This window comes from Flavobacterium sp. EDS, from assembly GCF_020991525.1.
Classification (GTDB): Bacteria; Bacteroidota; Bacteroidia; order Flavobacteriales; family Flavobacteriaceae; genus Flavobacterium.
In genome coordinates, this window is sequence record NZ_JAJMOZ010000011.1 from 48465 (window position 1) to 69386 (window position 20922).

19 protein-coding genes are annotated in these 20922 nt (G+C 31.1%); 3 read left to right on the forward strand and 16 right to left on the reverse strand.

Going from position 1 to position 20922, the window contains the following annotated elements; genetic code table 11:
- Nucleotides 1–38 precede the first annotated feature (38 nt).
- Nucleotides 39–248 carry a hypothetical protein gene (locus tag LPB87_RS15375; RefSeq protein WP_129538441.1) on the reverse strand — a complete coding sequence of 70 codons (210 nt, stop codon included), beginning with the start codon at nt 246–248 and terminating at the stop codon, nt 39–41.
- Nucleotides 249–507: 259 nt separating this feature from the next.
- The gene (locus tag LPB87_RS15380; RefSeq protein WP_230728464.1) at nt 508–2163 is read right to left on the reverse strand and encodes a M1 family metallopeptidase; all 1656 of its coding nucleotides are present in this window, start codon (nt 2161–2163) and stop codon (nt 508–510) included.
- A 156-nt stretch (nt 2164–2319) separates the two neighbouring features.
- Here LPB87_RS15380 and LPB87_RS15385 point away from each other — a divergent pair, with 156 nt between their 5' ends.
- Nucleotides 2320–3018 (forward strand): carbohydrate-binding family 9-like protein, encoded by a 699-nt coding sequence (locus tag LPB87_RS15385; RefSeq protein WP_230728465.1) that lies wholly within the window; start codon nt 2320–2322, stop codon nt 3016–3018.
- 10 nt (nt 3019–3028) lie between these two features.
- Here LPB87_RS15385 and LPB87_RS15390 read toward each other — a convergent pair whose 3' ends face one another.
- The 11 genes from LPB87_RS15390 to LPB87_RS15440 all read right to left on the reverse strand — a co-directional run bounded on the left by LPB87_RS15390 (nt 3029) and on the right by LPB87_RS15440 (nt 14021).
- Nucleotides 3029–3493 (reverse strand): hypothetical protein, encoded by a 465-nt coding sequence (locus tag LPB87_RS15390; protein ID WP_230728466.1) that lies wholly within the window; start codon nt 3491–3493, stop codon nt 3029–3031.
- A 329-nt stretch (nt 3494–3822) separates the two neighbouring features.
- Entirely contained in the window at nt 3823–4422 is a 600-nt protein-coding gene (hisIE, locus tag LPB87_RS15395; protein ID WP_230728467.1) for a bifunctional phosphoribosyl-AMP cyclohydrolase/phosphoribosyl-ATP diphosphatase HisIE, read from the reverse strand.
- Nucleotides 4423–4465: 43 nt separating this feature from the next.
- The gene (gene hisF / locus LPB87_RS15400; RefSeq protein WP_230728468.1) at nt 4466–5221 is read right to left on the reverse strand and encodes an imidazole glycerol phosphate synthase subunit HisF; all 756 of its coding nucleotides are present in this window, start codon (nt 5219–5221) and stop codon (nt 4466–4468) included.
- Between the two features lie 240 nt (nt 5222–5461).
- Nucleotides 5462–6184, reverse strand: coding sequence for a 1-(5-phosphoribosyl)-5-[(5-phosphoribosylamino)methylideneamino]imidazole-4-carboxamide isomerase (gene hisA, locus LPB87_RS15405; RefSeq protein ID WP_230728469.1), 723 nt, complete (start codon nt 6182–6184; stop codon nt 5462–5464).
- A gap of 71 nt (nt 6185–6255) precedes the next feature.
- Nucleotides 6256–6843 carry an imidazole glycerol phosphate synthase subunit HisH gene (hisH, locus tag LPB87_RS15410; RefSeq protein ID WP_230728470.1) on the reverse strand — a complete coding sequence of 196 codons (588 nt, stop codon included), beginning with the start codon at nt 6841–6843 and terminating at the stop codon, nt 6256–6258.
- Between the two features lie 77 nt (nt 6844–6920).
- Nucleotides 6921–8057, reverse strand: coding sequence for a bifunctional histidinol-phosphatase/imidazoleglycerol-phosphate dehydratase HisB (gene hisB / locus LPB87_RS15415; protein WP_230728471.1), 1137 nt, complete (start codon nt 8055–8057; stop codon nt 6921–6923).
- A gap of 102 nt (nt 8058–8159) precedes the next feature.
- Nucleotides 8160–9209, reverse strand: coding sequence for a histidinol-phosphate transaminase (gene hisC, locus LPB87_RS15420; protein WP_129538450.1), 1050 nt, complete (start codon nt 9207–9209; stop codon nt 8160–8162).
- 173 nt (nt 9210–9382) lie between these two features.
- A complete protein-coding gene (hisD, locus tag LPB87_RS15425; protein ID WP_230728472.1) occupies nt 9383–10675 on the reverse strand; it encodes a histidinol dehydrogenase in 1293 nt (430 codons plus the stop codon).
- An 82-nt stretch (nt 10676–10757) separates the two neighbouring features.
- Nucleotides 10758–11615, reverse strand: coding sequence for an ATP phosphoribosyltransferase (gene hisG / locus LPB87_RS15430; protein ID WP_230728473.1), 858 nt, complete (start codon nt 11613–11615; stop codon nt 10758–10760).
- A gap of 338 nt (nt 11616–11953) precedes the next feature.
- Nucleotides 11954–13354 carry a HAMP domain-containing sensor histidine kinase gene (locus LPB87_RS15435; RefSeq protein ID WP_230728474.1) on the reverse strand — a complete coding sequence of 467 codons (1401 nt, stop codon included), beginning with the start codon at nt 13352–13354 and terminating at the stop codon, nt 11954–11956.
- Nucleotides 13355–13358: 4 nt separating this feature from the next.
- Complete coding sequence (locus LPB87_RS15440) at nt 13359–14021, reverse strand: response regulator transcription factor (protein ID WP_129538454.1); 663 nt, start codon at nt 14019–14021, stop codon at nt 13359–13361.
- 299 nt (nt 14022–14320) lie between these two features.
- Between LPB87_RS15440 and LPB87_RS15445 the strand changes: the two genes are divergently transcribed.
- Nucleotides 14321–16417, forward strand: coding sequence for an alkaline phosphatase family protein (locus tag LPB87_RS15445; protein WP_230728475.1), 2097 nt, complete (start codon nt 14321–14323; stop codon nt 16415–16417).
- A 239-nt stretch (nt 16418–16656) separates the two neighbouring features.
- Here the strand turns inward: LPB87_RS15445 and LPB87_RS15450 are convergent, their stop codons facing one another.
- Complete coding sequence (locus LPB87_RS15450; RefSeq protein ID WP_230728476.1) at nt 16657–17655, reverse strand: zinc dependent phospholipase C family protein; 999 nt, start codon at nt 17653–17655, stop codon at nt 16657–16659.
- Between the two features lie 149 nt (nt 17656–17804).
- On the opposite strand from LPB87_RS15450, the gene LPB87_RS15455 reads away from it, so the two are divergent.
- Nucleotides 17805–18767, forward strand: a complete 963-nt coding sequence (locus LPB87_RS15455; protein WP_230728477.1) for a hypothetical protein — start codon at nt 17805–17807, stop codon at nt 18765–18767.
- 188 nt (nt 18768–18955) lie between these two features.
- Here the strand turns inward: LPB87_RS15455 and LPB87_RS15460 are convergent, their stop codons facing one another.
- Nucleotides 18956–19921 (reverse strand): putative sulfate exporter family transporter, encoded by a 966-nt coding sequence (locus tag LPB87_RS15460; RefSeq protein ID WP_230728478.1) that lies wholly within the window; start codon nt 19919–19921, stop codon nt 18956–18958.
- 75 nt (nt 19922–19996) lie between these two features.
- Nucleotides 19997–20893, reverse strand: a complete 897-nt coding sequence (locus LPB87_RS15465) for a LysR family transcriptional regulator (protein ID WP_230728479.1) — start codon at nt 20891–20893, stop codon at nt 19997–19999.
- Nucleotides 20894–20922: the final 29 nt, after the last annotated feature.

Below are 20922 nucleotides of genomic sequence, written 5' to 3' on the forward strand. Positions count from 1 at the left end.
GAAAGACTTCCTTATGGAAGTCTTTCTTGTATATTTTATTATCTGCAATAACAGCATGTTGATGTTCCCTGTAAGCAAACATCACCTCTTCCTGGTGTATTAGATAGTACTCCTCCTGCTTCTCCACACAATCTATCGCATAAGCCGATTGTTGGATTTACATATGGGAGTTTTACACCTCCGAAAATAAGTTTTTGAGCAGCATTAGTAATAATTTCAATGTTTTTTAGGTTTTTTAAATTTTTCATAATTGTAATAATTTAATTTTTTCCTACTCTTTAGCTTTTCGGATTACGCTTTTTAGTTTGTTAATAATTAAACTTTTATGGTTTAATTTGGTACTGTCTAAATTAAAAAAAATATTTTTATAAATTACTTGTTTTTAAATATTTGTAAGAATAGCTTGTTTATATCTTTAAAATCTTGTGTTTTAATTATAGTAAATAAAAAAGGCTTCCACTATTGGGAAGCCTTTACTGCTTTTATTCAGAAGATGTTTTTTAAAATTTATTCTACAATATTAGAACTTGTTACATAGAAATTTTTATCTACTTCAACTGTTCGTTTATCGCTTGTTATTTTCTCCGACTTCCATTCTGTAGTTGGCTTCAGCCATATTTCTTCGCCGTTTAGTTTAACTTTAACAGGCATATCAAATTTGGCAACACAGTTGGTCCAATGGTATCCAAATGTTCCATTTTTAAAGATATATTCAAAAACCGGAATTTGAGTTGTGGTTAAATACTGTGCAAAAACCCTGTTGAAATTAATGCCTGATTGTGTATTAATATAATCCTGAATTTGTTTACCTGTAACTGTTTGATGATAAAAAGTTTTGTTTAAACCTCTTAAAATTTCTCTCCATTTGGCATCATCGTTAATCACTTGACGCATTGTATGTAACATATTTGCCCCCTTTGGATACATATCGCCTGAACCTTCATTATTTACATCGTAGTTACCAATGATAGGTTTGTCATTACTAATGTTTTTTCTGCATCCAATTACATATTCTGCACCTGCATCTTTACCATAATAATATTCAACAAAAAGGCTTTCAGAATAGTTGGTAAAACTTTCATGAATCCACATATCGGCAATATCTTTATAAGTGATATTGTTAGCAAACCATTCATGCCCTGACTCATGAATAATGATAAAGTCAAATTTTAATCCCCAGCCTGTTCCGCTTAAATCACGCCCTTTATATCCGTTTTTATAGTCGTTACCATATGTTACACTACTTTGATGCTCCATTCCTAAATAAGGCGCTTCGACTAGTTTATAGCTGTCCTCGTAAAATGGATATGGACCGAACCAATGTTCAAATGCCTTAAGCATTCTTGGCACATCTTTAAAATGTGTTTTAGCCTTCGCTAAATTTTCTCTTAAAACGTAGTAATTACAATCTAAATTCCCTTTTTCTCCTTTATATTTTTCAGAGAAACTAACGTAATCACCTATGTTTATGTTTACGCCGTAATTGTTAATTGGGTTTGCTACATACCAATTGAAAGTTTTTGTACCGTCTTTTTCTTTTTTAATGCTTTGCAAGCGACCATTAGAAACATCTGTTAAGTGCCCAGGAACGTTTACACTTATAAGCATATTTTCAACCTCGTCATACATATGATCTTTATTTGGCCACCAAATGCTTGCTCCTAATCCTTGACATGATGAAGCGATGAAATCATTTCCATTACTATCTTTTCTCCAAGTAATACCTCCATCCCATGGTGGTCGGACAGCAACTTTAGGTTTTCCTCCAAAAAATACTTTTACTTCTTTTACTTCACCAACTTTTTGGTTTGCGATTAATTGAATAAAAAATGCATTTCCCTCTCTTTCAAATTTCAATTCTTTTCCATCTTGGACTACTTTGTAGATATCCATTGGTTTTTGCAAATCAATTTGCATTTTGTTATAATCCTGTAAAACTGTATATTTAATTGTATTTGATCCCGTAATTGTACTGTCTTTAGGATTTACTTTTACATCTAGATGGTAGTATTTTAAATCCCACCAAGCTCTTTCTTTGGTAATACTACCGCGTAAGGTATCTTGTCTTGTAAAGGTAGTTTCGGACTTATTAAGAAGTCCTTGTGCGCCTGCATAATTAAAAATAAATGCAGCGAAAAAAATAGCGCTAAAACATTTTTTCATGAATTAAAGTTTTGGGTTATCGTTAATTTTTTGGTGAAATTTTTATTTCAACAAATGTAACCAATCGAATTAAATTCAAGCTAATTTGAATTTAATTTATTGTTATCTGAAATTTCTTGTTTATTTTAGTGCGGTATAAAACTATATATTCAGTCTATGAAGTTCCCCTGTTTGTTTTATGTTGTAGTTTTTGGTATTTCTTTTACATCTTATTCGCAAATTTTTCCAATTCATAGAATAACAAATCCTATCGCGATTGATGGGGATTTATCCGATTGGAAGACTCCTTTTATCGGTCCATTTGTTATTCATAATTCTGGATTAAAAGCTACGCAAGACACGTATGTTTCTCTTTCATGGGATGATACAAACTTATATCTTGCTTATAAGAGTAAAGATTCTACAATTGTGGGATCAGCTAAAAAGAATGATACACAATTATTTAAAATAGATGATTTGGTCGAGTTGTTTTTTGATCCCGATGGAGATTCTCAAAACTATATTGAGATTGGTGTGAATGCTTTTTCGAGTAATTACGATATGATTATTCATTGTGTTTCGCCTTCATGTGGCGGTTGGGATACGGATATTTCATTGGATATTTTAGGAATGAAAACCGTTAGTAAAATTACTACCGACGGTTATGATGTTGAAATTATGATTCCGTTTTCTAGTCTGACTTCTATTAAAGATTCAGGTTTTATAACTCCTGTTGTTGGTACAAAATGGAAAGGCAATCTTTTTAGGATTGATTATGGTAATAGAACTGAGTATCTTGCAATTTCCTCTTATAGTAATTTAGAATATGGATTTCATAAACCAGAACAATTTAAAACTTTTGTGTTTTTGGAGTAAGTAATACTAATTATTTTAGGCTTTTTAACTTGATGATTCCTCTAAATAAGAATACAAAACCAGCTAGGATTGTAATAACAATAAATTGAATCATTCTTTTTTCTGAATGAGTAAGTCTATAATTAGTATTAAAATAAGGATCTTTTATAATTAAAATCGTAAAGACTAATCCTATTACTATTAGTGCTCCTCCTAGGTTTCTCATAACTTTAAAGTCTTTTTTGTATTCTATTTTGATGAGTCTTTCTATATTTTCCATTTTAAAATTTAAATGTGATGGAATTTCTATTTGATTCTCTGAGAGAGCTTTTAGTATAAGTGTATAATTATGTTTAGTATAAAAAGCATTTATTTTGTTTTCAAACTTTCCTTTTTTTAAAACAGTTTCTATGCTATCTTTTAAAATTAAAAGTAATTCTTCTGGGCTTAAATTTTCATTATTCAAAAATTTCTCTTTCGTTATTTCTATATTCATATTGCATTATTTTTTGCAAGTATAATGAAACTATTGGATTGATTAAATTAATTTAACAAGAATTAGAATTATTTAAGTTAATTAAAAATAAGAAAAATAACATATTTTTAAATTAATAATACTATTTTACTTTTAATCTATTGATGTTGCTAAGAAATATTTGTAGATCAAAAAGAGTTATGCTATCATTATAAAATGATGTATATAAACAAATTAACCTTTGTCAATCTAAAAATTGACAAAGGTTATTATATTCATAGAAATATCCTTTTATAGTTTTTGTAAGAAAATGATACAGGTATTAAAAATCTAAAAAATATCAGTAACGATTACTTCTGACGTTTTTTTAATACATCTACCACATCGTTTAATTGAAAGCCTTTGGCTTGCAGTAATATAAGATAGTGAAAAAGTAAATCGGCACTTTCGCTCAAGAATAAATCATCGTTATCATCTTTGGCTTCAATAACTACTTCTATAGCTTCTTCTCCTACTTTTTGAGCAATTTTGTTAATGCCTAATTTGAATAGTGAAGCAACATAGCTTTTTTCTGAATCGGCATTTTCTTTTCTTGATTTAATTGTATTTTCAAGGTTTGTTATAAAGCCGTAAGTAGTTTTGTTTTCTTCTTGCCAACAGCTGTCAGTTCCTGTATGACAGGTTGGGCCTTCGGGTTGTACCTGAATTAATAAGGTATCATTATCACAGTCATTTTTGATACTTTTTAAGTGTAAAAAATTACCACTCTCCTCGCCTTTTGTCCACAATCGTTTCTTGGTGCGGCTATAAAAAGTAACTTTTTGAGTTGCTATCGTTTTTTGATACGCTTCTTCGTTCATGTAGCCAAGCATCAACACATTTTTGGTTTCGCTATCCTGTATTATTGCTGGGATTAATCCGTCGCTGTTTTTTGAGAAATCTATATTCATAATATTTAGTCAAAAGTTATAAAGTCGAAAGTCTTAAAAAAAACTAGATTCGAATTTCTATATTGTTATTTTTAATTTGTTGTTTTAAGTCTTTGATTTCAATTTCTTTAAAATGAAAAACGCTTGCTGCTAGTGCTGCATCTGCCTTTCCTTCTTTAAAAGCATCTATAAAGTGCTGTATGTTGCCTGCTCCACCCGATGCGATTATTGGTATGTTTACTAATTCTGAAAGCTTGGCTAAGGCTTGATTTGCAAATCCGTTTTTTGTTCCATCATTATCCATCGATGTGAATAAAATTTCACCTGCTCCTCGCTCTGCAACTTCTAATGCCCAATCGAATAGGTTTAACTCTGTTGGGACTTTTCCTCCTACTAAATGCACAATCCATTGTCCGTCAATTTGTTTTGCGTCGATGGCGACTACCACGCATTGGCTTCCAAATTTTTGAGCTAGATCATTAATTAACTGCGGATTTTTTACTGCAGAAGAATTTATAGAGACTTTATCGGCTCCATTATTTAGTAAAATAGCAACATCTTCTACAGATGAAATTCCACCGCCTACAGTAAATGGAATCTTAATTGTTGACGCCACTTTACGAACTAAATCTACTAAGGTTTTTCGTCTTTCTTCTGTTGCTGAAATATCTAAAAAAACCAATTCATCTGCGCCTTCATCAGAATATATTTTGGCTAGTTCTACTGGATCTCCAGCGTCACGTAAGTCTACAAAATTTACCCCTTTTACAGTTCTTCCGTTCTTTATATCAAGACAAGGAATAATTCTTTTTGCTAACATTTTTTTTAATGTGTTAATTTGAGAACTCGTCAATTAGACAATTGTTTCACAGAACGTTGTAATTATCTAATTATTAAATTTTCTCATTATAAAATTTGAGAACTCGTCAATTAGACAATTATTTCACACAACGTTGTAATTATCCAATCATTAAATTTTCTCATTATAAAATTTGAGAATTCGTCAATTAGACAATTGTTTCACAGAACGTTGTAATTATCTAATTATTAAATTTTCTCATTATCTAATTATATATTGTTCAAGTTGTTTCAATGAAATCCTTCCTTCGTAAATTGCTTTCCCAATAATTGTTCCTTCACAACCCAACTCAGCTAGTTTTGGTAATTCGTCAAATGTTGAAATCCCACCAGAGGCAATAAGTTTTATTTCATTGGCTTGAGCCAGAATCTTGGTGTATAATTCAAAACTAGGACCTTCTAGCATTCCATCTTTTGCAATATCGGTACAAATAACGTACTGAATTCCTTTTCCTTGATAATCTTGTATAAATGGGATTAGATCTTCGTTAGAATCTTCTAGCCAACCTGAAACAGCAACTTTTTCATTATTAGCATCTGCTCCAAGTATTATTTTATCAGAACCGTATTCAGCAATCCATTTTTCGAATATTTCTCTGTTTTTTACTGCAATACTTCCGCCAGTAATTTGGTTTGCACCGCTCTCGAAAGCAATCTTTAAATCGGCATCGGATTTTAATCCGCCTCCAAAATCAATTTTCAAGTTTGTTCTTGTTGCAATTTGCTCCAGAATTTTATAATTCACAATTTGGCTTGATTTTGCTCCATCTAAATCTACTAAATGCAAGTATTCTATTCCGTGTGCCTCAAATGATTTGGCTACTTCGAGTGGGTTTTCATTGTAAATAATCTTGGTGTTGTAATCTCCCTTGGATAAGCGAACACATTTCCCTTCGATAATATCTATGGCTGGTATTATTCTCATGTTTTTTTATTAAAAGATTTAAAAATTAAACAATTTAAAGATTTTTGATTTTTTTTCAATCTTTAAATTTTTCAATCATTCAATTTAATGAAATTAGACAAAATTTGTTCTCCTATATTTCCACTTTTTTCTGGGTGAAATTGAGTTCCATAAAAATTGTTTTTTTGTAATGCCGATGCATATTCTGCACCGTAATTTGTTGTAGCAATTGCTTCTTTGCAAAGTGGTGCATAATAGCTATGTACTAAGTACATATATTCGTTTTCGTTAATCCCGGTAAATAAAGAAGATTGCAGATTGTAAATGGTATTCCAACCCATTTGTGGTACTTTTACTGTAGGTCTAAATTTTATTATATCAACATCAAAAATTCCTAATCCAGACGTATTTCCTTCTTCTGTTGATTTACACATTAATTGCATTCCCAAGCAAATTCCCAAAACGGGTTGTTTTAGATTTGGAACCAAAGAATCTAAACCGCTTTCTACTAATTTTTCCATTGCTGAGCTTGCTTCGCCAACACCTGGAAAAATGACTTTATCTGCAGTGCTTATTTCGTTACGATTATTGCTTAAAGTAGCTTTATATCCTAATCTTTCAATTGCGAACATAATGCTCTGAATATTTCCTGCACCGTAATCTATAATTACTATTTTCATTTAATTTTTGTTTCAGGTTTAAAGTTTAAAGTTTCAAGTTACATATCGAACCTGAAACCTAAAACTTGAAACATTTTTTACAACATTCCTTTTGTACTTGGTAAAAACATTTTTTCGGTATCTCTTTTTACGGCTACCTTTATTGCTTTTGCGAAAGCTTTAAAAATAGCTTCTATCTTATGGTGTTCGTTTGTTCCTTCGGCTTTGATGTTGATATTTGCTTTGGCGCCATCCGAGAATGATTTAAAGAAATGATAAAACATCTCAGTAGGCATCTTTCCAACCATTTCACGTTTAAATTCGGTTTCCCAAACCAACCAGTTTCTACCCCCAAAATCTATGGCAACTTGCGATAAACAGTCGTCCATTGGTAAGCAAAAACCATAACGCTCAATTCCTAGTTTGTTTCCTAATGCTTTTGCAAAAACTTCACCTAATGCAATTGCGGTATCTTCGATTGTGTGATGTTCATCGACTTCGAGATCTCCTTTTACGAGAATTTCAAGATCCATTTGTCCGTGGCGGGCAATTTGATCTAGCATATGATCGAAAAATGCAATTCCTGTTTCGATTTTACTTTTTCCAGTTCCGTCAAGATTCAGGTTGATGTAAATATCAGTTTCGTTGGTTTTGCGTGTTATTGTAGCTGAACGTGCTTCAAGCTTCAAAAACTCATATATTGTTTTCCAATCAGTGGTTTGTAATGCGATTACTGGATCTAATTCTTCTCTTTTTGATGCTACTTCAGTACTACCTAAACCTTCATCGGTATTAATGAAAATAGCTTTAGAACCTAGATTTTTAGCTAATTCTACATCTGTTAGACGATCTCCCAATACAAATGAATTTTCCAAATCGTATGCAGGATTGTTTATGTATTGTGTTAACATTCCAGTTCTAGGTTTACGTGTTGGTGCATTCTCATGTGGAAAGGTTTTGTCTATAAAAACTGCTTCAAAAACAACTCCTTCATTTTCAAATGCTTTTATTATAAAATTATGTGTTGGCCAGAATGTTTCTTCAGGATGAGAATCGGTTCCTAATCCGTCTTGATTAGTTACCATTACTAATTCATAATCTAGTTCATTGGCAATTTTAGCCAAATATTGAAATGCTTTTGGGTAGAATTCTAATTTTTCAAAACTATCCAATTGGTAATCTGCTGGTTCTAGAACCATTGTTCCGTCACGGTCTATAAAAAGTACTTTTTTCATGGTTTATTTTTTTTGTCACAGATTTTACAGATTAAAGAGGGGTTTTTATTGAGGGAAAATTTTAATAATCTGTTTAATCTGCGAAATCTGTAGCCTATTCTTTTAATTCAATAATTTTAATGCTTCAATTAATTTTTTATTCTCGACCTCAGTTCCAACAGTTAATCGCAAACAATTTTCGCATAATGGCTGAGTTGTTCTATTTCTTATAACGATTCCTTTTGCAATTAATTCATCATATCTTTTGTTGGCATCATCTACTTTTACTAAAATGAAATTGGCTTCGGTTGGGTATATTTTTTTAATATAATCTATATTAAGTAATACTTTAAGTAATTGCTCTCTTTGCGCAATAATAGAAGCTATTTCTGTATTTATTTTAGCATTTTCTTTTAGGCGTAAACCTGCTCTTTGTTGTGTTAGTTCGTTTACATTATAGGGTGGTTTTATTTTGTTTAAAATAGAAACAACCTCCTTAGTGGCATAGCAAATTCCTAATCGTATCCCTGCTAATCCATATGCTTTTGAGAGGGTTTGAGTAATTATTAAATTAGGATACGCATCCAATTCGTTAATCCAACTTTCTTTTTTAGAGAAATCGATGTACGCTTCATCAATAACTACCAAGCCTTTGAAATTCTGTAATAATGTAACCACACTCTCATCTAAAAATGAGTTACCTGTTGGGTTATTTGGTGAGCATAAAAAGATAATTTTAGTATTTTCATCTACAGCGCTTAAGATTTTTTCAATCTGTGGCTGAAAGTCTTCTGAGAGTAAGACCTCTCTATTTTCTACGTCATTTATATTTGCCAACACACTATACATGCCGTATGTTGGTGGTAATGATATCACATTATCTTTTTTAGGTTCGCAAAATGCACGAAATAGTAAATCGAGTACTTCATCGCTTCCGTTTCCTAATAATATCTGATTTTGGTTGACATTTTTTTGTTTTGCTAAAACTTGCTTTACGTTATTTTGTTGTGGATCTGGATAACGATTTACACCGTTTTCATATGGATTTTCGTTAGCATCCAAAAATACCATGTTGGCGGTATCAAAATCTTCAAATTCATCGCGTGCAGACGAATAGGGTTTTAATTTTTTTACGTTTGTGCGAACTAAGTTATTTATATCAAAATTTTCCATGTTATTGTTTTTTAATTTATAGAAGAAAGAGAATAGATAATAGACATTGGCTTTAAAAACATAGTATTGATTTTCTTTAGTCTATGTTCTTTTTAACCTTTCATTTACTCTCTATTATCTATTTTCTTTACTCTATTCTCTTGCTTCTATTCTCTATCCTCTTACTTAATTCTCTATTCTCTTTTTTCTATCTGCTTCAATCGTAAGGTAACTGCATTTTTATGAGCTTGTAATCCTTCGGCTTCTGCCATAACTTCAATGGCGTTACCGATATTCAGGATTCCTTTTTTGGTTATTTTCTGAAAAGTCATTGACTTCATAAAGCTATCAAGATTTACTCCGCTGTAATTCTTAGCGTAACCGTTTGTTGGCAAAGTATGATTGGTCCCTGATGCGTAATCGCCTGCACTTTCGGGAGTATAATTGCCAATAAAAACGGATCCCGCATTATAGATTCCATCTGAGTAAAAATCATCATCTTCAGTACAAATAATAAAGTGTTCTGGTCCGTATTCATTAATTAGTTCTAAAGCAACTGTATTATTTTCAACATAAATCAGCTTTGAATTTGCAATTGCTTTTTCGGCGATTTCTTTTCTTGGTAAAAGAGTTATTTGAGACTGAATTTCATTTTCTACAGCATCAATCAGTGCTTTAGATGTAGAAACTAAGATTACCTGACTATCTGTTCCGTGTTCTGCCTGCGACAATAAATCGGAAGCTACAAAAGCTGGAACGGCGCTATCATCAGCCACAACCAGTAATTCTGAAGGACCAGCTGGCATGTCTATCGCTACACCAAACTGTGTTGCTAGTTGTTTTGCTACAGTTACAAACTGATTTCCTGGACCAAATATTTTATATACTTTAGGGATTGTTTCTGTGCCAAAAGTCATTCCTGCAATTGCCTGAATGCCTCCTACTTTTATGATTTTGGTTACTCCGCATAAATTTGCAGCATATAAAATTGCAGGATTTATTTTTCCATTTTTATCTGGTGGTGAACACAAAACGATTTCATTACAACCTGCTATTGCAGCAGGAACGGCAAGCATTAAAACTGTCGAAAATAAAGGGGCTGTTCCTCCTGGAATATACAAACCAATTTTTTGGATAGGCCTTTTTTCTTGCCAGCAAGTAACTCCTTCAGTGGTTTCAATAGTTATTCTTTCGGTTTTTTGTGCCGTGTGGAATTTGTAAATATTGTTTTTTGCTAATTGAATAGCCTCTTTGAGTTCATTGGGTATCAAAGCAATTGCTTCGTTTATTTCATTTTGCGATACTACATTAGTATCTAAAGCAATACCATCAAAGATAGAAGTGTATTTTGAAACAGTTTCGTCTCCCTTTTTTTGTACTTCTTTAAATATTTCTTTAACCGTAGTCTCTATATCATCGATTGTTTTGGTTGGTCTTTTTAATATTTCTAACCAAGTTTCTGCAGCTGGATTGTATATCTTTTTCATTGTTATTTTTGAATTATGCTTTAAGCTTTGTTTACTTTGTGATGTCGTTTTTTGAGCTTAAAGCTAAAAAGCAGTGCTTTTATTAAAGTACCATTTTCTCTATTGGACATACCAAAATTCCTTCGGCTCCTACATCTTTTAGTTTGTCAATTACATCCCAAAAAGTATCTTTATCAATTACTGAGTGAACACTACTCCATCCTTCTTGTGCTAGAGGCAATACAGTAAGGCTTCTTAAAACGGGTAGTATTTTACCCACTTCTTCAATTTTATCATTTGGAATATTCATTAAGATATATCTTGATTTTCGAGCTCTAAGAACTGATTCTATCCTAAATTTAAGCGTATCAATTAGCTTTTGGTTTTCTGGATTTATCTTTGGAGAAACTGCAAGAACAGCTTCACTTTTTAAGATTATTTCTACTTCTTTCAGGTTGTTTTTAAATAATGTGCTTCCGCTTGATACAATATCTACAATTGCATCTGCAAGGCCTATGTTTGGAGCAATTTCTACTGATCCTGATATTTGGTGAATGTCTACTGATAATCCAAATGAATTAAAGTAATCTGTAACAGTATTAGGATAAGAAGTTGCAATGCGTAATCCGTTAAGGTCTTTTATTGAGTTGTATTCGAATGCTTTAGGTACTGCAACTGAAACTTTGCATTTAGAAAAACCTAATTTTTGTGCAATTTGAATTCCTTTTCCTTTTTCGACTAATAAATTATCTCCAACGATGGCTGCATCTACTACGCCATCTATTAAATATTGTGGAATATCTGAATTTCTTAGGAATAAAACCTCTAATGGGAAATTAGTGGCTTCGGCTTTTAATTGGTCGTTACCGTTGTCTATCGAAATTCCGCAATCCTTTAAGATTTGAATGCTTTCTTCGTTTAAACGACCTGATTTTTGAATTGCAATTTTTAAAGTACTCATTTTAGTTTTTTGGTTTAAATTAATAATCTGAGTACAAAGAATTAGGTATAAAAAAACCCGTTTGATGTACTCAAACGGGTTTTTAAAATATGATGATTTACACGCATACCATTAACACATCGCTTGAGAGCAATAATGAAAATGATGATGATGTAATTGAATTAATGGCATAACTTGAATTATTTTTTTCTTTGATTCGTTTGCAAATATACTAGATAATTTAATGAAAAAGCAATTTTTAATTTAACTTAAAATGATTTTATTGTTAAATTTAATAATTCTAGAAGGTTAAAGCCTGTAAACATTAGCATTTGTCTAAAGAAAAGTGTTATGCTTTATTAAGTTTTAATTAGGCTATTTTTAAGAAAAGTAAGTTTTACTACCGTTCCCTCATTTAACTTGCTTGAAACAGAAATTGGAATATCTAGTAATAGGCTTATTTTTTTTACAATAGATAAACCTAAGCCCATTCCTTTTATTTCTGGATGCAACTCAGCATGTGAACGGAAGAATTGATTGAATACTTTTTGCATGTCTTTAGACGGAATTCCTATACCAGAGTCGATAATTTCGCATTCAAATCCATTTAAAATATCAGTTACTACAATGTCTAATGTGCCTTCTTGCTTAGAATATTTTAGAGCATTTGAAATCAGGTTATTTAAGATTATAGTTAGTAAATAGGGATCGGTTTCTAAACAATAATCCTTCTGAAAATTTGTAGAGAAATGAATTTTTTTGGACTGAATTGCATTTGAATGCCTTGAGAGTGTGTCTAAAATTAAAGCATTTAAATATACTTTCTCTGTTTTTAGACCTTGATCTGTATTATCAAATCGGGCTAATAACAGCAATTGATCTACCAGTGTATTTAGTCGGTCAACTTCAGAAATACAAAAATTTATTTTTTCCTCATATTCTTTATTATCACGTGGTTTACGTATTAATACTTCAAGTGTTCCTTTTATTATTGTTAAAGGTGTTCTCAGTTCATGTGAAGCATCAGAGGTAAATTGTTTTTCTCTTTCAAGCGTGTTCTCAATTCGGTCTAATAAGCTGTTTATTGTTTTTGATAGTACATACAATTCGTCTCGATTTCCAGGTAGTGGAATTCTAGTTCTTAGATTGTCTTTGGTGATACTATTTGATGTTTCGATAATAGTATTAATAGGCTTAATACTTCTGCCTGCAAAAAATCTTGCGATAAAAAATAATAATATCAAAATAAGTGGAAAAGCAACAACTAATATATAGAATAAGTTGTCAAGTACCATTGTAGAATCTGTTAAGGACATGGCAATTATTAAGGATCCTATTTTTTTATTTTCTACATAAATAGGCACCTGTATTTGTCTGATAATATTGTCTAATAACTTAGCATTAAAGAATTCAAAATTCTCTTTTTGACTATGAAAAACTAAGCTTTCGGATTTTAAATTGGGAGATTTTTCTATAATTGTTCCGTTTAAATCCAGAAATTGAACAAAGACTGGATTCACGTCAACAGTATTATGTTCCCGTTCGTTCCACTCCTTTACATCAATCAAAGTTAAAGTACCATTTTTAAAATTTATCTCATTTAAATGATTTTTAATTTCTACTATGATATCATTATCAATATGGCTGTAAACATTTTGTTTTACAATTGTATAGATAGTAAAAAATACCACAAAAATTAATAATGCAGTAATCGCAATATAGTTGAAAGCGATTCGGTCCTTGAATGATAATTGTAGCATCTAATTAGTCGTTTGCAATGTAGCCAATACCGCGAATTGTTTTGATGTAATCTTCTTCGATTTTTAAATTCAATTTCTTTCGAATTGCATTCATAAAAACGTCGATAACACTCGTGTCGTACTCAAAGTTGATTTGCCAAACAGCCTGTAATATTTGATTTCGAGTACACACAGTTCCTTTATTCTTAACCAGATAAGTTAATAAATCAAATTCTCTTTGTGTAAGTGAAACTTTAACGTCATTGGTACAAACGGTATGTTGTGCTAAATTAATTTTGATAGTTCCAAGGGTTAGTATTTCGGGAGTATTTTGGTTCCTAAAATGAATTTTAATTCGCTCAATGAGCTCTTCAAAACTAAAAGGTTTTTTGATATAATCATTTGCACCAGCTTTTAATCCTTCAATAGTTTCGAGAACTGTGTCCTTTGCCGTCAAAAAGAGTATTGGGGTTACCGTATCTTTAATTCTAATGGCTTTACATAAATCTAATCCATTGATTTTTGGAAGCATCCAATCAAGTAAAATTAGATCAAATTTTTCTTTCTGGGTTAGTTCAAACCCAGCTAATCCATCAGAAACAGTCGATATTTTGTACCCTTCCTCTTCTAAACCTTGCTTTAGAAATTGCACAATACCAGCTTCATCTTCGACAATTAAAATATGCATTTTTTAATTTATTTGTATTTTTAATTTATTTGATGGCCTTTTAGAAAAAACGTAATGAGCCACTTTATTAATTTCAAAGATAAATGTTTTTGGTATGTGTTGGTTATGACTCCATATTTCTGATTTGAAAAAAAAATATTTGACAAGAATAATACTCTTAAAAAAAAGATATTAACATTTTGTTAATATACATAAAATGCATTATCTTAAGACAATCTTAAGGTAACACTAAGGAATGCAGAAGGTTAAGTTGATAGTGAAGAAAGAGAAACAATTAAATTTGCAACAAACTTTTTAATATGACATTATATAAAAAACTCGCCCCGTTTTATTATCTCACTTTATTTTATTTGCTAGTAAGCTTTGTATTGAGACTAGTTTTATATTTTCATCCCATAACCGAAACTTCATTTAGTTTTTTAGATACAATAAAAATATTTGGACTTGGATTAGTTTCAGATGTATTTGTATTTGTAATCGCTAGTGTTTTTTTGTGGTTGTATCTTATTTTTATATCTAATTCTAAATATTTAAAACCTACAGGTCATATTATTTTGGGTATATTTTTGGCTCTATTTGTTTATATTGCTAGTGGTAAAAGCATTCTAAACGAATATGGTGGAGCATTACCACAAATTGTACTAATATTTCTAGGTATTAAAATATTTTTATTTGGTTTATTACTTTTTCTTCCCAATTACCGTGACAAGATTAGATTTTGGTTGTTTTCCTTTGTAATCTTTTTATATGTGCTGTTAATTTTACAAAATGCAATTAGTGAATATTTTTTCTGGAATGAATTTGGAGTAAAATATAATTTTATTGCGGTGAATTATCTAGTTTATACTAATGAAGTCATTGGGAATATAATGCAGTCGTATCCTGTTATTCCATTGTTTTCTGCTTTATTTGTAATTGCTGGAACTGTAACTTATTTAATTGTAAAAAGAACAAGTGCTTACATTTATAATATTCCTTCATTTATTGAAAAGATAAAAATTTCAGTATTGTACATTGTACTTTTTGCTTTTTCGCTATTTGTGATTCCACGCTTGGCGCTTACTGAAAATTCAGAGAATACATTTTCGGATGAATTACAATCAAACGGATTATATAAATTTTATTTAGCTTACATAAACAGTAGTTTAGATTATTTTAAATTTTATAAAACAATCCCTAGCGCTCAGGCATATGGGATATTGAAAGAGCAATTAGTAACTATTTCTGGCGAAACTACTTTAAGAAAAATACAATGTGACGCACCCGAAAGTCGTAAAAATGTTGTTTTAATAACGATTGAAAGTTATAGTGCTGAGTTTATGAAAAGATATGGTAATAAGGAGAATATCACGCCATTTTTAGATAGTTTAGCAGATAAAAGTTTAGAATTTACCAATTTATATGCTGTTGGAAATAGAACAGTTCGTGGTCTAGAAGCTGTAACTTTATCTATTCCTCCTACTGCGGGAGAAAGTGTTGTTAAAAGAAAGGACAATAAGAATAAGTTCTCCACAGGTTCTATTTTTATGAAAAAGGGATATACAACTAAATATCTTTACGGTGGTGACGCTTATTTTGACAATATGCGAGATTTCTTTTCTGGTAATGGCTATGATATTGTAGATAAATCTAGTTTTACTCGTGATGAAATTACGTTCTCAAATGTTTGGGGTGTTTGTGATGAAGACATGTCTAATAAGGCAATAAAGGTTATGAATGCTGAAGCTAAGCTGAATAAACCTTTCTTTAATCATATTATGACAGTTAGTAATCACCGACCATTTACCTATCCAAATGGTAAAATTGATATTCCAGGAGATGCGAAATCTCGTGATGGAGGTGTAAAATATACAGATTATGCGTTAAAAAGATTCTTTGCTATGGCAAGCAAACAACCTTGGTTTAAGAATACTGTTTTTGTAATTGTAGCCGATCATTGCGCATCGAGTGCAGGAAAAACAGAACTTCCTCTTGATAAATATAGAATTCCAGCATTTATTTATAGCCCAGGATTTGTTCCGGCGCAGAAATACAACAAACTAATGTCACAAATTGATATTATGCCTACTCTATTTGGTTTATTGAACTTTAGCTATGAAAGTAAGTTTTATGGTGAAGATGTTTTAAAATCGGATTACAAACCAAGAGCTTTTATCGCAACATATCAGGACATGGGATTGATAAAAGATAATGTATTAACAATACTTTCGCCTAAACAGGTGGTTAAACAGTTTCAATTAAAGCTAGCTCCAAAAGAAGGTGTCGCACCTGAATATCAAATTTATTATGATCAAACTCCATTAAGTAAAGAAAGAACAGATTTAGAAAATGAAACAATCTCCTATTATCAAACGGCTTCAGATATGCTGAAACATAAGAAATATGAGAAGAATTAAAGTTTTTAAAGGTTCTTAGGCTCAAAGGAACAAAGCCCCAAAGGATTTGAGTCTATATGAAAGCTAAAAGGCTCTAAAAATTTAATTGCAAAGTTTTACGCTAAGTTCGCAAGTGAAAAACAATAAAAAAGGCTCAAATTCTATTGAATTTGAGCCTTTTTGTCTTCAGAACCTTAGCGACTTAGAGTCTCAGTCCCTTAAAAAAATCTTTGAACCTTTGTAGCTCAGAACCTTTCTTTTTAGTCATTTTGATTTTTCATTCCGAAAAGGTTTCCGCTTTCAAATAATTTTAAATCATCTTTTAAAGCTTGGTTGTTTCTTTGCGTAACTGATGGTGAGTCCAAATCGCTTAAATCAGGCTTTCCAGCATTTACCCAAGCAGTGTACCAAAAACTTGCTGTAGCAGTGATTGCTTTTCTCATCTGTTTTTCGACCATACCATCTAAAGTTGCGTTGAATTTTTTAGCATATTCATCTGTGTATTGCAAAGAGTTGTATTTACTTTTGATGAAATTCCCGTCTTTGTCAGTAATAAACATATCTTTTTCGTTAGTTGCAGCTCTAACTTTTTTATCAGCGGCCAATAATGGTTCGATTAAACTGTGTGTATCGGTGATAATAGCCCAAGTCGCTTTATTTACGTTCTCAATATATTGTGCTGATGGAGCATTAAATTTATAGTTTTTAGCAAATATTTCAGGTAATCTACTTTCCCAAAGAGAGTGAATTCCTTTTTGGTTTGTAAGTTGTCCATCATGATTTATAGATGTGTGCAAAGGCATGTGGGCATCACCAATATAATGACCTAAATCTGCTGCAAGAAATAATATTTCTGCACGGTTTTTATCTTTAAAAGCTTTAGTAAGTTTTATCATCATTTCTTCGATGTACCAAGGTAAGATTCCATTATCAGATAAAAATTTAGGATCATATTTTTTAGTTGCTTCTTCTAATGTTTTTGGTAAACTATCGATAGGTCCGAAGTTTTCCATATCAAAATAATGTCTTGGATTTTCTTCTTTGTATTTTAATGCATATTTACGAATATCCGGAACTGATGCTTCTTGCGTAATAAAATCGATATGATTATAAAAAAACACTAGTAATGGTCGTGGAAGTGCCATAACTGCCGCTTTATTGATGCGTTCATGACCAACAATTCCCCACGATAATGATAAAAAACCAATTCCAATCGCAATTAGTGCAATAAACTTAGGTTTCATTTTGTAATTTTTCATTTTTGTATATTTATTAGGGCTACAAATGTAATTTATTAAATATGATTTGAAAGAATATGAATAAGATTATGTTAATTTTTGTTCGTTTAATTTTAAGTCTTGAATAAGCATTTAAAAATATGTACTATTTTTACTCTAAATTTTAATATATGCGCCTTATCTATTTATATGTTTTTATATTCTTATTTTCTTCAGTCTGTTCAGCACAAGAAGACGATATTGTACAATTAAAAAATGTTAGTGATACAATTTTAAATCCAAAAAGAACATTACAAGTATCTGATCCGTTTAATCCTGTAAAAACAATGCAGAAATTATTCCCGGGTAAGTTGTATAAACTCTCTGATGATAACACCTTTATAAGTTGGAAATGTAATAATTGCAAACCTGCTCCTTATAAGGATGCTAATGAAATTGAAGGAGATCAATTATTTCCATACGAAGATGGAGTTGCTACAAGAGTTCTTGAGGATATTGATTATGTAGATTCAAAAGGAAATCAGTTTAAGCTACTATTATTCAATCATTCTAATTATGATACAGATGGTGCTCAAACCGGAAGGTTTTCTGGAGGCTTAGTAGGAATTACTAAGTTTGCAAAAAATGGTAACCTTTGGCAAATGAGATCATTTCAACCTGCAATCGCAGCTTTTGGTGCATTCTCACGAGCTCCTTCCCCTAAATTGGTGCAAATAGGAGAAGATCAATATGCATTTACATTAGTTCAAGCAAATGGTGGTGCTGGTGCCCCTTATTCAGGTTATCTTTATCTTATTGCAGGTTTTGGAGGAAAATATCAACCCATAATGGAGCTTGGTTATTATAGTCTCATTAAAAATGGAGAAGTAAATACGGAATGGTCGAGTACTTATGCTGTAATTAATGATGGTAAGAAAAAATTTTTCCAGGATTTTGTGATTACTACAAAAGGGTTTTATCAAAAAACTAAAGGAAATGATGACGAATATGACGTAGATCTTCCTTTAGAAATAAGAGAATTGGCAAAGTCTAAAAAGCAATTTAATTTTACGATTGAAAAACGTCTTTCATTTAATGGAAAATGGTATATTATTGTAGGTAAGCCTATTATCAAATTCTCTAACATGAAATAATTTAAAATCATTTTTACTAAATAATTATAATCCGTTGGTAGTAATTCATAAAAATGGTATTTAGTACATGTGGACATAGATTTTGACTTGATAATCAAAGGTAATTTTAGCATAGATTATGTTATTTATTTTATTTTTGACTTTGATAAATCATGTTTCTATACGTGAAAATAATTTTTTGTAACGGTTTAATTAAAGTATAAAATTGAAATTAAGCTAAAAGTTGCAATAACAATCCAAAGTAAAATTCCTTGAATTAAAGGCTTCACTCCTACTGTTTTTAAAACACTCAGGTTTAATCCTGCTCCAATTAAGAATAAAGTTACTGTCAAGCCTATTTTTGCAAGTAGGACCAATGTAGGTGCAATAATTGCAGTTTGCGGCACATAAGTATTTAGTAACATTGCCAAAATGAATAATCCGATGAAATAAGGGATTTTAATTTTGGTTTGTTTGTTTTTAAAAAGCACAGTTGTAAGAAGAGCAATAGGAATAATCCATAAGGCACGTGCTAGTTTTACTGTAGTAGCGATTTGTAAAGCTTCGGCTCCAAATTTATTAGCAGCTCCCACTACCGAACTTGTATCGTGGATTGCTACAGCGCACCATAACCCAAATTCTCTTTGTGATAAGTTTAATTCATGTCCTATATAAGGAAATAAAAACAATGCAATTGAGTTTAGTATAAAAATTACTCCCAATGCTACCGATGTTTGTTTTTCGTCTGATTTTATAACAGGCGCAATTGCAGCAATTGCACTTCCACCGCAAATAGCAGTTCCACAAGAGATTAAGTGAGATGTTTTCTTATCGATTTTAAACCATTTTCCTAAAAAATAGCCTAGTATAATAGTGCTAAATATTGAGGCAATAGTAAGTACCAGTCCTTCTTTTCCAGCAGCTAAAGCGCTTGTAGCATTCATCCCGAATCCTAATCCAACAACAGAAAATTGCAATAAAATAGTAATTGCTTTATGATTAAAATGTAAAAATGGATTTCCAGATAAATTGGCTACTAATAAGCCTAATAATAAAGCTATTGGAGGTGATATAATTGAAGTTAAGCAAAGTAGTAATAAAAGGGCAAAAATAATTTGTTTTGAGATTGTATTAATCTCAAATAAATGACTTGTTGTATTTTGATTTGTTTTCAAGGTAATAGTGTTTAATAATTACAGTACAAAGATCTGTAGTTATTGCAACAATTGCCAATTGTAAATTGCAATAGCCTATAACTTCAAGTTATAATAGTTTGCCATATTTTTTATAAACAACTCAGTTAGAGCATCTGATTTTCCATGTAGTGTTATGATATAAAAGTACCTCTCAATTGTGAGTTTTTCTACATCTAAAACAATTAATTCGTTGTTTTTAAGCTCTTTATCTACCGCGTGTATTGACATGAAGGCAACACAATCAGAATTTAATAGGTATGATTTTATACTTTCAGTACTTCCTAATTGCATTTCAATTTGTAATTCTAATAACTTGATATTGAATTGTTTTAATGCATATTCAATAACTTCAAGTGTTCCAGAGCCTCTTTCACGAGTTATAAAGCGTAAGTGCTGCAGATCCTCTAATAAAATTTCATTTTTATTGACTAATGGATTTTTACTGCTACAAACTAAGACTAATTCATCTTTTAAAAACTCAGTATATTTGATCGATTGGTTTCTGGATTGCCCTTCAACAATACCAATTTCTATCTCTTTATTGATTAATGCACTCTCAATTTGTTCCGTATTTCCGTTTAATAAATTGACTTTTATATCTTGTAATTTTTGATGAAAACGTGCTAATAATGGCGGAATTATATACTGCGAAATAGTAGTACTTGCACCCAATCGCAATAATCCCTGACGCTGATTAATAAACGTACTCATATCAAAATCGATTTCCCGATAAATTTCGAATATGTCTTTGGTGTGTTTTAAAAGAATTTCTCCGGCTTTGGTCAAAGTGATTTTAGAACCATTTCGCTCAAAAAGCTTGGTTTTATAGGTTTCTTCTAGTTCCTGAATATGTTTAGAAACAGCGGGTTGTGTAATATACAATTCGGCTGCAGCTTTAGTGAAACTCAGTCTATTTGCAACCGCAGAAAATACTTTTAGCCTAAAATCCATAATCGTAAAATTTTAATTCGTAATCCACT